General features: G+C 57.0%; 17 protein-coding genes. 11 read left to right on the top strand and 6 right to left on the bottom strand.

The annotated features are described in order from the left end of the window. Nucleotides 1-2: 2 nt before the first annotated feature. The gene (locus tag ACZ1HK_RS15305; protein WP_472630848.1) at nucleotides 3-929 is read left to right on the top strand and encodes a sugar kinase; all 927 of its coding nucleotides are present in this window, start codon (nucleotides 3-5) and stop codon (nucleotides 927-929) included. Between the two features lie 6 nt (nucleotides 930-935). Continuing rightward, nucleotides 936-2,132 carry a mannonate dehydratase gene (gene uxuA / locus ACZ1HK_RS15300; protein WP_472629422.1) on the top strand — a complete coding sequence of 399 codons (1,197 nt, stop codon included), beginning with the start codon at nucleotides 936-938 and terminating at the stop codon, nucleotides 2,130-2,132. A 252-nt stretch (nucleotides 2,133-2,384) separates the two neighbouring features. Here the strand turns inward: uxuA and ACZ1HK_RS15295 are convergent, their stop codons facing one another. Then, entirely contained in the window at nucleotides 2,385-2,897 is a 513-nt protein-coding gene (locus tag ACZ1HK_RS15295) for a TetR/AcrR family transcriptional regulator (RefSeq protein ID WP_472629421.1), read from the bottom strand. Here ACZ1HK_RS15295 and ACZ1HK_RS15290 point away from each other — a divergent pair. Both ACZ1HK_RS15290 and ACZ1HK_RS15285 read left to right on the top strand, forming a co-directional pair. Further along, nucleotides 2,887-3,672 carry an NAD(P)-dependent oxidoreductase gene (locus tag ACZ1HK_RS15290; RefSeq protein ID WP_472629420.1) on the top strand — a complete coding sequence of 262 codons (786 nt, stop codon included), beginning with the start codon at nucleotides 2,887-2,889 and terminating at the stop codon, nucleotides 3,670-3,672. The two genes, ACZ1HK_RS15295 and ACZ1HK_RS15290, sit on opposite strands and share 11 nt — an antisense overlap. A 13-nt stretch (nucleotides 3,673-3,685) precedes the next feature. Beyond that, nucleotides 3,686-4,159, top strand: a complete 474-nt coding sequence (locus ACZ1HK_RS15285; protein WP_472629419.1) for an anthrone oxygenase family protein — start codon at nucleotides 3,686-3,688, stop codon at nucleotides 4,157-4,159. A gap of 26 nt (nucleotides 4,160-4,185) precedes the next feature. Here the strand turns inward: ACZ1HK_RS15285 and ACZ1HK_RS15280 are convergent, their stop codons facing one another. The 3 genes from ACZ1HK_RS15280 to ACZ1HK_RS15270 form a co-directional block, all read right to left on the bottom strand. Further along, nucleotides 4,186-4,884, bottom strand: coding sequence for an NAD(P)H-dependent oxidoreductase (locus ACZ1HK_RS15280; protein ID WP_472629418.1), 699 nt, complete (start codon nucleotides 4,882-4,884; stop codon nucleotides 4,186-4,188). Then, nucleotides 4,862-5,482: a glutathione S-transferase family protein gene (locus ACZ1HK_RS15275; protein ID WP_472629417.1), complete on the bottom strand. Its 621-nt coding sequence runs from the start codon at nucleotides 5,480-5,482 to the stop codon at nucleotides 4,862-4,864. Before ACZ1HK_RS15275 ends, ACZ1HK_RS15280 begins: the two co-directional genes overlap by 23 nt. A 100-nt stretch (nucleotides 5,483-5,582) precedes the next feature. Beyond that, nucleotides 5,583-6,680: an alkene reductase gene (locus tag ACZ1HK_RS15270; protein ID WP_472629416.1), complete on the bottom strand. Its 1,098-nt coding sequence runs from the start codon at nucleotides 6,678-6,680 to the stop codon at nucleotides 5,583-5,585. 71 nt (nucleotides 6,681-6,751) lie between these two features. Between ACZ1HK_RS15270 and ACZ1HK_RS15265 the strand changes: the two genes are divergently transcribed. Beyond that, nucleotides 6,752-7,654 carry a LysR family transcriptional regulator gene (locus tag ACZ1HK_RS15265; protein ID WP_472629415.1) on the top strand — a complete coding sequence of 301 codons (903 nt, stop codon included), beginning with the start codon at nucleotides 6,752-6,754 and terminating at the stop codon, nucleotides 7,652-7,654. Here the strand turns inward: ACZ1HK_RS15265 and ACZ1HK_RS15260 are convergent. Together ACZ1HK_RS15260 and ACZ1HK_RS15255 are read right to left on the bottom strand one after the other, a co-directional pair. Next, a complete protein-coding gene (locus ACZ1HK_RS15260; RefSeq protein ID WP_472629414.1) occupies nucleotides 7,632-8,366 on the bottom strand; it encodes a LysR substrate-binding domain-containing protein in 735 nt (244 codons plus the stop codon). The two genes, ACZ1HK_RS15265 and ACZ1HK_RS15260, sit on opposite strands and share 23 nt — an antisense overlap. Next, nucleotides 8,360-8,542: a LysR family transcriptional regulator gene (locus ACZ1HK_RS15255; RefSeq protein WP_472629413.1), complete on the bottom strand. Its 183-nt coding sequence runs from the start codon at nucleotides 8,540-8,542 to the stop codon at nucleotides 8,360-8,362. Before ACZ1HK_RS15255 ends, ACZ1HK_RS15260 begins: the two co-directional genes overlap by 7 nt. A gap of 97 nt (nucleotides 8,543-8,639) precedes the next feature. On the opposite strand from ACZ1HK_RS15255, the gene gstA reads away from it, so the two are divergent. The 6 genes from gstA to ACZ1HK_RS15225 all read left to right on the top strand — a co-directional run bounded on the left by gstA (nucleotide 8,640) and on the right by ACZ1HK_RS15225 (nucleotide 12,724). Next, entirely contained in the window at nucleotides 8,640-9,248 is a 609-nt protein-coding gene (gene gstA, locus ACZ1HK_RS15250; RefSeq protein WP_472629412.1) for a glutathione transferase GstA, read from the top strand. Beyond that, the gene (locus ACZ1HK_RS15245) at nucleotides 9,248-9,628 is read left to right on the top strand and encodes a nuclear transport factor 2 family protein (RefSeq protein ID WP_472629411.1); all 381 of its coding nucleotides are present in this window, start codon (nucleotides 9,248-9,250) and stop codon (nucleotides 9,626-9,628) included. The genes gstA and ACZ1HK_RS15245 overlap by 1 nt, the downstream gene beginning before the upstream one ends. A 4-nt stretch (nucleotides 9,629-9,632) precedes the next feature. Continuing rightward, nucleotides 9,633-9,854 (top strand): tautomerase family protein, encoded by a 222-nt coding sequence (locus ACZ1HK_RS15240; RefSeq protein ID WP_472629410.1) that lies wholly within the window; start codon nucleotides 9,633-9,635, stop codon nucleotides 9,852-9,854. A 260-nt stretch (nucleotides 9,855-10,114) separates the two neighbouring features. Further along, nucleotides 10,115-11,095, top strand: a complete 981-nt coding sequence (locus ACZ1HK_RS15235) for a DMT family transporter (protein ID WP_472629409.1) — start codon at nucleotides 10,115-10,117, stop codon at nucleotides 11,093-11,095. Continuing rightward, nucleotides 11,095-11,901 (top strand): serine O-acetyltransferase, encoded by an 807-nt coding sequence (gene cysE, locus ACZ1HK_RS15230; protein WP_472629407.1) that lies wholly within the window; start codon nucleotides 11,095-11,097, stop codon nucleotides 11,899-11,901. The genes ACZ1HK_RS15235 and cysE overlap by 1 nt, the downstream gene beginning before the upstream one ends. A gap of 46 nt (nucleotides 11,902-11,947) precedes the next feature. Then, nucleotides 11,948-12,724: an MBL fold metallo-hydrolase gene (locus tag ACZ1HK_RS15225; RefSeq protein WP_472629406.1), complete on the top strand. Its 777-nt coding sequence runs from the start codon at nucleotides 11,948-11,950 to the stop codon at nucleotides 12,722-12,724. Nucleotides 12,725-12,907 lie beyond the last annotated feature (183 nt).

The following is a 12,907-nucleotide window of genomic DNA, read 5'->3' as shown; positions in this document are numbered from 1 at the left end:
ATATGCGCGTTCTGGCAATCGGCGAATGCATGGCCGAACTTGCGCCTTCTCGACAAGCTGGGGAGTTCTCCCTCGGCTATGCGGGCGATGTCTTCAACACGGCCTGGTATCTCGCCCGGGTTGCGCCTGCGCTTGAGGTCCAATTCCTGACTGCCGTGGGTGTTGACCGTCTCTCGGATCAGATGGTCTCGTTCATGGAGCAAAGCCGCATCGACACGACGCACGTTGCGCGTCACTCTGAAAAGACCATCGGCCTATATATGATCCACCTGGAGAAGGGTGAACGCAGTTTCTCCTACTGGCGTAGCCAGTCCGCAGCGCGCCAATTCGCATCAGATGTTCCAGCACTAAACCGTTCGATGACGTCCGCCGATCTCATCTATTTCTCCGGGATCTCGCTCGCCATCCTTGATCGGCACTCTCGAACCTTGTTCCTCGACGCCGTGAGGGAGCACCGCGCATCTGGTAAAACCATCGCCTTTGACACCAACCTGCGCCGCCAATTGTGGGGTTCCGCCGAAGACATGATGGAAACCACTATGGCGGCTGCGAAATGTGCGGATATCGTCTTGCCTTCGTTCGATGACGAAGCGGCTTGGTTCGGAGATCGAAGCCCAACCGATACACTTGAGCGTTATGCAAAGGAAGGCGTCCCGCAAATAGTTGTCAAAAACGGCGACGGCACGATCGAATTTCAAGACGGTAACCAACGCGATGTTGCCGAGGTTCAGCCTGTATCAAATGTGATCGACGCAACCGCAGCAGGCGACAGTTTCAACGCAGGTGTTTTGGCGGTTCTTTTGCAAGGGAAAAGCCTGCGTGCCGGAATTGAATTCGGATGCTTCATTGCCCGTCAAGTGGTCGCAGGCAAAGGCGCACTGGTACATGTGAACGTCCCCTCAAACGAACATGCATATGCAGAAGGGTGAGGTCAAATGCAGCAGACTTGGCGATGGTTCGGTCCCGCTGATCCCATCAGCATCGCCGACATAAAGCAGACTGGGGCAACCGGTATCGTCTCTGCCCTACACCACATCCCGAACGGGCAGGTTTGGACCAAGGCCGAAATTCACAAGCGGCAACGCGAGGTGGAAAACCCTGGGGGCATTCCATCCGGGTTGAAATGGGATGTTGTTGAAAGCCTCCCCGTTTCCGAGGCCATCAAATCAAAAAACGGTCCGGTGTCGGCACATTTGGACGCCTACAAACAAGGCCTCCGAAACCTGGCCGAGTGTGGCATTCGGACCGTCTGCTACAACTTCATGCCGGTGCTCGATTGGACTCGTACGGGCCTTCGGCATCCGTTAGGGAATGGCGGGTACACGATGCGCTTTGACATCGTTGATTTTGCGATATTCGATTGCTTTCTGCTCCAAAGGCCGAGCGCGCTCTGCGACTACACCCTGGAAACGATAGAAGACGCGCGCGCGCGGTTTGCGACGTTCAGCGATCCGGACAAGACCACTCTCGTCGAGAATGTCATCGCCGGTCTGCCCGGGGCAAATGACACCTGGACACTTTCCGGCATCCTCGAAGCGCTCGCGGTCTATGAAGGCACCACTCCGGATGATCTGAGACAGAGCCTAATCGATTTCTTGTCCGAAGTAATTCCAACCGCAGAGGCGCTCGGCATGAGGCTCTGCTGTCACCCGGACGACCCGCCATTCTCGCTGCTCGGTTTGCCTCGGGTGCTGTCCACCCTCGAGGACTTCACACGCATTTTGAACGCCGTTGACAGTCGCTCCAACGGGGTAACCTTTTGCACCGGATCGCTTGGCGTTAACGAAGACTTCGACCCGCTTGAGTTCATTGATCAGCATGGGCATCGCATCCACTTCGCTCATTTGCGAAATACAACGCGCGATCGCGCGCGCGACGGAGCCAAACGCAGCTTCATGGAGTCGGAGCACCTACATGGCGACACTGGCATTGTCGAAACCGTGCGAGCCCTTTTAGCGGAAGAACGACGGCGGAAGGCCGAAGGTCGGGACGATCACAGTATTCCGATGCGACCAGACCATGGGCACGCACTGTTACATGATCGCTCTGGTACAACCCTCCCAGGCTATCCGTTGATCGGACGGCTTAGGGGCCTGGCAGAACTTCGCGGCGTCATATTGGCTTGCAGTTGACAGGGAAATCGGAGCGTTAGCGGATTTCTGGACGCAGTAGTCTTTTCGGGAACTGCATTGCTACCGATCTTTTGTGGGCCAGGATAAGGGTGATCGCAGGTTCCAGCTCCAAAACACTGGCCTGAGTGCGCCGAAATCACAGCCGCATCGAACACCTATCTTCGATTGGTCCTGAGCAAGTCTTTGGAACGTCCGCTTTAGCGAAGCCGCGTTGCAGCTACCGAAGGAGGTTTCAACTTCCGCTTTGGGCCGCTATTCATCCGGTTGGCTGGCAGTAATTGCCGACGCTGCTATGGTCTTCATCGACCTGACATAGGTTTCTTGGTCCCACCCGCATTCTCCGACGAGGCGCTCCCAATTCTCTACCGAGAGGAACACCCAAAGAAGATCGGTTGCGGACTTCTTGGAGAGGTCTCGCCTAAGCTTACCATCTGCGCCCAGCGCCTCGACAACTGCGGCGCACCCGTGCCGGACGGCTTTCATGCGGTCTTCCCAAGCGGCAGCGGCCTCGGCGTCGCTTGCGCGCATGGCACGCAGGGCCACGGATACGCTGTGAATTTCGGGGATGTAGTTGCACCACGCTGTGACATAAGCATCCAGCCTTGCCAGCCCGGCTTTGATAGCGCGGCTTTCAGCCAAGCGGGCATCCACGTTTTTGACTCCATCGATGTACTTCGTGGTCGCGACTAAGAGCTCTGCACGGCTTGCGAAATGCAGATATAGCGCCTGACGGCTGATCCCGGCGGCCTTGGCTATGTCGGACATGCTGACCTGGTCGGCTCTGGCTTCCAAGAGTTTCCATGTTGCATCGAGGGCGCGCTGGCGCGTGTTCAGCGAAGGGCTTGACATAGTGTCAAGTTGCATCCATTTGACACGATGTCAAGTTTACAATGTGTCAAGTGAGGCTAGAATGAAGGTCATCGTTTTTGGTGCGACCGGAACAGTCGGTCGGCTTACCGTGCAAAGTCTTTTGCAGGCCGGCCACACCGTCACGGCGTTCGCCCGCACGCCTGAAAAGCTTGGACTGGCAAATACCACGCTTAAGTTGATCGCTGGGGATGCCTTGAACGCGCAGAACGTCAACGATGCTGTTCGCGGCCATGATGCGGTTATAGTAACGCTGGGTGCTGGGATGTCCCGCAGAAGCGTCATTCGATCACAGGGCACTCTGAATGTCGTCAAAGCAATGCAACTGCACAACGTGCGGCGGCTAATCTGTCAGTCGACGCTGGGTGCACGCGACAGTTGGGGCAATCTGAATTTCTGGTGGAAGCGCGTCATGTTTGGGGCTTTGCTTGCGCCGGTCTTTCGCGACCATGAACTGCAGGAGCACCTTGTTGAGGCAAGCGGCCTTGACTGGACCATTGTGCGACCCGGAGCCTTCACGGAACAGGCGACCCGGCGTGTCGTTGTCGAGGACGTGCCGATCACAGCGCGCGGGCTTGATCTGAAAATCGCGCGTGCCGATGTCGCCCGCTTCCTGACCCGTCAAGTGGTCGAGCGGTCATATATCGGTCGCGCAGTCGGTATTTCTAGTTGAAGAGGCGAGCAGCATGATTGAGGTATCTTTGGCGTGTGCGGCCTTCATCGCGGCTTTGGTAGCGGGTGTCTTCCTTAGCTTTTCGGATTTTGTCATGCGCGGCCTTGCGCAGGCACCCGATGCACATGGGGCAGACGGGATGGTTGGGCTGAACCGCACAGTCTATCGATCCATTTTCATGGTTGGATTGCTGGGGCTTGTTCCGGTCGCGGCCCTGATTGCGGCTCTTGCGATCTGGCGACTTTCAGGCGCGGTCCAGATCCTGTGCATTGCAGGGGCGCTTGCCTATCTCGTAGGTGTGCTTCTGGTCACCGTCATGGGCAACGTCCCCTTGAACAACCGGCTTGATGCGATGGCCAATAAACCGAAAGAAATATCAGAGTTTTGGCCGATCTATGCGAGCCACTGGACGAAGCTGAACCACGTCAGGACGGTGACCGCCGTAGTCACAGCGGCAAGTTGGATGGCGGCGGCGCACTTACTCTGATGGACTTGGGGTTTGTGACTTTTGGGTCAATCCTCAACGCCGCGCTGGGCGAACTCAGACTCAATCCTAGATAGGCGGTCTTTCCAAAGCTCAATCTCTGCGGTGCGCTGATGATTGAGGAGCATTTCCGGTTGGTGGACGACCTGCGAGCGAAGTGTTATGAGCCCCACGAATTCGAGGATGCAGCGTCGGATTGGATGCAACACCTGATCCATGTCTCCGAACCCCTGGGCGTCGAATGTCTCCGCTGCGCCACCGGTGGTCAGTGACAAAAGGCCGTAGCGCCCGCGTAGAACGCCAGTGTCGAACTTGCGACCTCCGCCATAGGCAACACCAGAGGCGAGCACACGGTCGATCCAGCCTTTCATGATCGCAGGCATTCCTCCCCACCAAAGCGGAAACTGCCAAATGACCAGGTTGGCATTCAGCATCTTGTCCTGTTCTTGCGCGAGGACTGGAACGAAGGCTCCTGTTTCGGCCGCGCTCCGTTCCTCAGTCTGCAGCCGAAGAACTTGCGACGATGGCTTGGGATTAGAAAAGTTCTTGCGGTCTGACACGGGGTCAAAGGACGTCGCATACAAGTCAGTAAATGTTACGCTCCAACCATTGTTCTCCAATGTGGATACCGCCGCCCTCGCAAGGGCGGCGTTGAAGCTTTGCGGTTCAGGATGTGCCAGAACCACGAGAGCCCGTTTCGGGGGATCAAGCCGCACTGGCAAACTCATCTCCGTACAGAGTCGCAAGGCGCGGGTCTGCCTTTACGCGGGACAAATAGCTGGCGAGCTCAGGGAAGGCCTCTGTGAGCTTCTCTTCGAGATGCACTTCCCAGTGCAGGCAAACGCCGAGATAAAGATCAGCAAGCGTCAAATCTTGCCCCGCGACGAAACCGCCGTCACGAACCTGGTCCGCCACGAGGCTGAAGTATTTGTGCAGGTCCGCTTCGGCGATCGATTTGACGGCCGCTTCCTGATCCGGATCGTTGATGAAACGCGATGGCATAAAGACGCGGCTCCATGCCGGGTGGATCGTTGCATATCCGAAGATGAGCCAGCGCAGCGCCTGTGCCCCTTCGTTAGACGCCAGATCAGGCATCATCCCCGTTTCCGGATGCCGCGCGGAAAGCCAGAGATTGATGGCCGCGCCTTCGACCAGTGACTGATCGCCTGTATCAAGCGCCGGAACCTTGCCGAGTGGGTTGGCGGCCTTGTGGTCTGCATTCTCTTCAAACAACGCTAGTGACACTGTGTCATGAGGAATGTTCGCAATTTGAAGCATCGCTTCAACTGCCAAAGAGCAGGTTCCGGGGATGTGGTAGAGTTTCATGGTTTATCCTTTCTGGTGTTGGATGGTCAGTGGCAGCCGCGCAAGAAACGCGGCCAAGTTGGTACAAGAACCGGTGTCTGTGGGTAAAAATTGCCGGGTGTCAGGCCGCGGCGGTTTGGGCGTTCGGGTAGTCCGAATAGCCCTCTGGACCTGGCGTGTAGAACGTGGACTGGTCCGGCGCGGCGAGAGGAATACCCTCGGCAAGGCGGGTCACGAGATCGGGATTTGCGATAAAGGGCGCGCCCATTGCCACAGCATCAGCGCGTCCTTCATCGAGCGCCGCCGTGCCAGCCGTGAGGTCAAGGCCACCGTTGAGAATGAACGTGCCCGAATAGGCCTGCCGCAAATGATCCGCCAAAGTGGGATTGGCGGTCGCCATGAAGCTTTCGCTTTCGTTGGATGGCTCGAGCACATGCAAATAGGCCAGTTCTCTTTGTGAGAGAGCCGCAGCGACATGGGAAAACAACGCCTTAGGATCACTGTCGGAAATCCCAAAGACGGCATTGGTCGGCGAGATCCGGACACCGACACGGGCCGCGCCGATGCGCGCTGCCATGTCGTCCACGATTTCAAGCAGTAACCGCGCGCGATTTGCGACGGTGCCACCGTACTCGTCGGTGCGACGGTTTGTGCTGTCGCGCAGGAACTGATCGATCAAGAAGCTGTTCGCTGCATGGATTTCAATACCGTCGATTCCTGCTGCGACGGCCCGCTCCGCGCTGTTTAAGAAGTCGCGAACAACGTCCGCGATCTCAGCTCGAGTCAGAGCGCGTGGCGTGACGAACGCTGTTGAGTTGCCCTGGCGATCCGGGATTTCCCCCGAAAGCGCGACGGCTGACGGTGCGACAGGTTGAGCTCCGTCGATGTAATCGGGAATGACGGCACCGCCCATATGCCAGAGCTGCATGAAGACCCGTCCGCCAGCGGTGTGAATGGAGTTTGCGACCTTGGCCCATTCGGTTTGTTGGTGGTCGGTATATAGTCCGGGCGCGCCCGGCCAGCCATGACCCATTCGGCTGACGGCCACCGCTTCGGTGATAATCAGACCAGCCTCGGCCCGCTGACCGTAATACTGGGCAACGATGTCTTGTGGGGCACCGTCGGCGTCAGAGCGGCCGCGCGTCATCGGTGCCATGAGTATCCGGTTCTTCAGTGTGTACCGTCCCAACTCAATCGGGTCGAAAAGGGAATTCGCCATAGTCTATCTCTCTCCTTTTTTTCAGATGAAAGAGAAACTGGTATTTCCCAGAAAAAATATTAGTCTAGCATTTGGCAATTGATATTTACCTTGGAGAAACAATGAAAGCCGACGGAATTGGCGAATTTCTGGCAGTCTCTCTTGCGGGCTCCTTCACAGGTGCGGCCCGTGCTCTTGATGTGTCGGTGCCACATGTCAGTCGGCAGGTGCAGCGTCTTGAGGCAAAACTTGGTGTTGTTCTTTTTCAGCGTACAACGCGGTCTGTGCGTTTGACTGACGCGGGTCAACGGTTGCGACAGCACTGCGAGCGAATTTCTCAGGACTTGGATCTGGCTTTAGACGAAGTGCGCTCTGGGCAGGTGACGCTGTCTGGTCGCGTGCGCGTCGCCGCACCAACAGGGTCTTTTGAGAGCGGCTTTATGGCCGAGGCCCTGGCTACGTTTGCCTGCGATCATCCTGATATCGAACTGGACGTCGAGTTCAGTCCTCGGTGGGTCGACATCATAAACGACGGCTACGATCTTGCGATCCGGGCAGACACCAGCGACCGGGCCGGCTTGACATTTCACCCACTTGTGGCGCGACGGCGCGTGGCCGCTGCCAGCTCGCAGTACCTAGAGGAGCATGGCAAACCGCAAAGACCGGCGGACCTCCGCCATCATGAATGCATCAAGACACATACCAATTCCTGGTCATTTACCGAGAACGGGCGCAGGCGGGAGGTAGCAATTCATGGCCGGCTGCGCTTCAACTCCGGTCCTGCCATTCGCGCCGCCTGCGAAGCAGGTTTGGGTGTGGCCTACATGGTTGAGGATGGATTTGATGACTCGATATCCTCAGGGCGAGTTGTGCCGGTTCTGGAGGATTTTTGGCGCGATGACGCCGTCATCCATGCCGTCCATCCTGAGACCGAACACCTCCCCAGCAGAGTTTCAGCACTTCTTGAACACCTCAAGCGAGCGGCACAGCACTAGTGTCATCCGTTCCGAGTTCTGACCAGATTGCAGACGCGACGTGCCCCATGACCTGATCCTTTCGCCGGATAGCGAAAATCTCTGTATGCCGGGTCGGAAACCCCTCGACTTTCAGCTCGATCAGTTCGCCATTGCGAAGGTCGTCTTCGATGAGGTGGCGCGGCATGCCGCCCCATCCAAGACCCGCCTTAATGACGGATTTCTTTGTGGCAAAGTCCGAGACCGTCCATCGTTGCGCCGTTGGAATGACGTCGCGGCTTTGTTCAAAAGCTCGACCGCCCGTTCCAGCGACGACGACCTGTGTATATCCCTGCATCTCGGCACGGGCGCGGATGCCTGGCGATTGTGCGACGGGGTATTCCTTATGTGCCACCGGGACTATGGATACGGAACCTACGGGCAAGGTCTCGACTTGCTCGATTGGCACTCCGTCCAGTCCCGCGATCACCAGGTCTGCCTCGTCTTGCATGAGGCGGGCGATCGGCCCGCCCATCATTTCGCTGGCGACCTGGATATGCGTACTTGGAAAGCGCCCGCCCACGTCGGCCAGCAGGCCAAGAAACGGGTCGAGTGACAGCGTCGCGGTTACAGCGACACGAACAATCGGTTCAAACTCGCCTGCTAGGCTATCGGACGTTACTTTCAGCGCACGGAATTGCTGCAGCACCTTCAAGGTTTCACGGTGAAACACTTCACCTTCAGCAGTCAGCATTGGGCGGTAGCTTTCCCGAGAAAAAGGTCAAAGCGCAGCTCGTCCTCCAGTTTCCGAATCTGATGACTGACCGCAGATTGTGCCTTGTTCAGGCGCTCCGAAGCTGCACGAAAGGTTCCTGTCGCGACGATCGCCTCGAATGCGGCCAACTGATTCAGCGTCATGATGCGCTCCAAATGATCTATTCTTTGGATCATAACCATGAAAACTCGATGTTATCAATTTGTTGGATTGGCAACTACGTCTTAGGCTCAACGCAATACGGAGCCTGCTATGAAACTCTACTATGTACCCGGCGCTTGTTCACTCGCGAGCCACATCATGCTGCATGACGTCGGGGCAAACTTTGACATTGAGTCCGTCGATACCAAAGCCGGGGTCACGGACAGTGGACGCAACTACATTGACATCAACGCAAACGGTTATGTGCCCACGCTCGAAACTGATACCGGTGAGATCCTGGTCGAAGGTGTAGCCATCCTCCAGTATCTCGCAGATAACAACGCGGAAAATGCCTATGCGCCAGCTCTTGGCACCATCGAACGCGCGCGACTACAGCAATTCCTTAACTACGCGGCAGCAGAACTACACAAATCGTGGGGACCGTTGTTCAACGACGCCACAACAGATGCGGAAAGGGCAGCGGCCCGGGACAAGGTGAAGGGGAAGCTTTCTTACCTTGAGTCCGTCTTGTCCGACGGGCGCGACTATTTGGTCGACAACACTTTCTCGGTGGCCGACGCCTACACGTTTGTCATGGCCTACTGGGCCAACTTCAAAGACATCGACCTTGCGACTTGGCCACATCTGTCACGCTACGTGGATCGGATAGCTGGTCGTCCATCTGCTCAGGCTGCGTTCAAGGCCGAGGGGCTGGCGTGATGACCAAACAACACGAAGCCCACGTGAAGGACCTGATGCAGCGCTATTTCGATGGGCTCTATCAGTCCAATAGTGCGGTGTTGCGCACCGTGTTCCACCCTGATCTTGCCTATGTGAATGGTACGGCGGGGACCTATGAACAAATGGGGCTCGAGGACTATATGGCCCGGATCGACGCCCGGACCCCGCCGTCGTCGCGCGGTGACCCCCGAGAAGAGGTGATCGAACGGATCACCTTCAAAGGGGATCAGATCGGTCTTGTCGAAGCGCGGATGACCATGATGGGCCGCAACTATCAGGACCTTTTGACAATCATTCAAACCGAGAAAGGTTGGCGCGTGCTGACAAAGGTTTTCTCGTTCGTCGAAAGAAAGCAGTAACACTATGCCCTACGTAAATATCAAGGTGACGCAGGAAGGCGGCACAGATGGCACCGGCCCAACGGCTGAGGAGAAGGCCCAGCTCATTTCTAGCGTAACCGATCTGCTAAAGATCGTCCTCAACAAGGATCCAGCCACAACGTTTGTTGTGATCGATGAGGTGCCGCTCGAAAACTGGGGCATACAAGGCCGCCAAGTGAGCGACATTCGCGCTGAGCGCGAGTAACAGTGCCAGGCCTCAAGGCACCGTGGAGCGCCGAATGCTGAGCCTGCCCTCCGACGCATTCGGCGCCCTCTTCTTCGATCTTTACTGTGCGGAAATCGTGTTTTGTCTCAATCGCGGCTTGTAGCAGCGCAGAGCAGGTCAAATGTCAGGAGGAGGACTAAGCTGATGGGAAATCTGATGCCTGTGCGATCTGCGAACAAGCGACATGGCCGGAACTTGCCGCGCGTAGCGCAGTTCACCATGCACCAGCGTGGCGATTCATGCCGGCAATGAATCGCACTCGTCCAAGGTCGTCGCGGTTCAGGGGATATGTGTGGATGTCCGTCGCGGTTCTAATCTGGTCCAGTTGGCTCGTGCTGACATCGGCGGGTCAAACCACTGCACTTTCGCTCGCCGACCTTGCCGTCTTTAGGGCGCTGATTCCGGCGCTGGTGCTAGCACCGTTTCTTTGGCGCCACCGGCAAGACATTGTACGCCTTGGTCTGGTGCGATGCTTGTGTCTGTCGGCATACGGCGCTCCATTCATCTTTCTTGTCGGATTGGGCCTGAGCCATGCACCCGTTTCACACGCTGGTGCGCTTGTTCCGAGGCTCATGCCTGTCTTCGCCCTTGCGCTTGGTGTGGTGTTCCTCGCTCGGAGACTGGGCATGCGGCAGTGGGTATCCGTACTCTTGATCCTGTCCGGCGCGGCGACAACCCTCTTGCACGGGACCGATCCCTTCGGCCACGAGGATTTGTGGCGCGGGCATGTTCTTTTCCTGACAGGCGCGCTTTGCTGGGCCAGCTTTACCGTGACCATGCAATCAACGGCGGTTTCGTCATTTCTTGCAACAGCGGTCGTTGGCTCTTTGTCTTGTGCTGTCCTACTTCCGATTTGGTTCCTTTCCGACCTGTCCAATTTGCGGGAAGCGTCATTGTCGGATGTGACGTTTCAGCTGTTGTTCCAAGGGGTCTTGTCTGGATTGCTAGCTTTATACGCCTTCAGTCGTGGCCTAGTGTTGATCCCCGATATGGCAGGCACGCTGTCGGCCCTCACACCTGGCGTAGCAACAATGCTGGCAATCCCCGTCTTGGGGCAGGTTCCTGATGTTGCCGATGCCCTGGCCCTTGTGTTGGTGGTGGCCGGGCTTGCCGTTCTGACGTCGGGGTCATCCACGGGTATGCATGCCCCAGGGCAGATAGATCAGACACCCTCATCAATGCCGACGGCCACCGCGCGAAACCAGAAAGTCGCCCGCTGATGGCAGATTTGGCCCATGACGACGGATTGATGCGTGAGGTTTGGACTTATGTCCAAAGGGATGCGCGCGCGTTGACCGCGGCGGAACCGTTTCTTTCTCGCATCGTGAGTAGAGTGATCCTCAGCGCGGGTTCGTTTCAGGATGCTTTGGGAAACCGATTGTCGGTCGCGCTTGCGAGCGCGGAATGCCCCAAAGACCGCTATGTAGAGATGTTTACAAGCGTAGTGGCCAGGCATCCGTCCGTTGCGTTCGATGCGGTGCAGGACCTTGTTGCGGCTTACATGCGGGACCCGACCTGCTCGAGCCATCTGCATGCCTTTCTGAACTTCAAAGGCTACCACGCCTTGCAGGTGCATCGCGTTGCGCACCGGCTGTGGCAAGAGAACAAGCGAGAGCTGGCATTCTGGCTTTCCAACCGTGCATCCGCGGTTTTTGGCACCGACATACATCCGGCGGCATGCTTGGGTGTAGGAGTCTTTCTTGATCATGGATCGGGTATCGTGATCGGCGAAACCGCTGTCGTCGAGAATGACGTCACGATTCTGCAAAACGTGACGCTAGGTGGGACCGGAAAAACACTGGGGGACCGCCATCCAAAGATCCGCAAGGGGGCCATGATTGGCGCGGGTGCAAGCGTGATCGGAAACGTCGAAGTCGGGTCTTACAGTAAGGTCGGAGCCGGAAGCGTTGTCTTGCAACCCGTCCCTGCGGCGTGCACGGCGGTTGGTGTTCCGGCCCGCATCGTGCGCCGCGATCCTGTTCACAATCCAGATGTGACTCCGCGCTCTGCGGATACTCACCTATGACCACGAAAGCGCCCGCTGTGCGCGATTTGAAAGAGGACAACTCGCGATGAAGATCCATCAAATCCGCAATGCAACACTCCTTGTCGACTTTGGAGACGTGCGGCTGCTTGTCGATCCGATGCTGGCCGTTAAGGACGCAATTCCTCCGGTACGCTTGTTCAAATATCGCGCGCGAAATCCGACTGTCGAGCTGCCAGACGGCGCATTCGACCTGATGGAAACGGCCACCCACGGCCTCATCACTCATTTCCAGAAAGGGCATTTTGATCATCTTGATCGGGCCGGGGCACGGTGGTTTCGCAGCCGAAATCTCCCCATCTTGTGTACACAGAAGGACGCAGATGTGCTGTCGAAAAAAGGACTGCAAACGCTGCCGCTAAGGCGCGCCTTTGGCGTGGATCAGCAGTTCTTCAATGGAACAGTTCAAACAACGCCATGCACGCACGGTCGCGGCTTGATCGGAGCGTTGATGGAGCACGGTGTCGGCTATTTTATCCAGCTGCCAGGCCACCCGTCCTTGCTGATTACGGGCGACACGATTCTGACTTCCGAACTGATAGCTTTTATGAAAACGCATAAGCCAGACGTCGTTGTCGCTCCCGCCGGAGGAGCCCAATTTGACATCGGTGGCGAGGTCATAATGAACGCGTCAGACATGGTCGAAATCGCCAAACTCACACAAGGCGTCGTTGTTGCAAATCACATCGGGGCCATCAGCCACTGTAAAGTCACACGGTCTGACGTTTTGTCGGCAGCGTCGCGTGCCGGCCTCGAGGGGCGGGTTATCGCACCTGATGACGGTGCAACTCTGACATACGACTGAATAAGGAGATCCAATTGAGCTGAGTGGGCAGCTCACGAAATAAACCTCTTGGGCTTTGGATCGTCTCTCTTGGTGGTATCAACACGTGCCGTTTTGCGGTCAAACTCATTGCGAAGCCAGCTACCATCGCCTCGTGCTGTCGGTTTGCAGAGGGCCTAGTTTTCTAGTTACGCAAGGATTTTC

It is taken from the genome of Gymnodinialimonas sp. JB5-7 (assembly GCF_055693405.1).
This window is presented reverse-complemented; position numbering and strand designations above follow the sequence as displayed.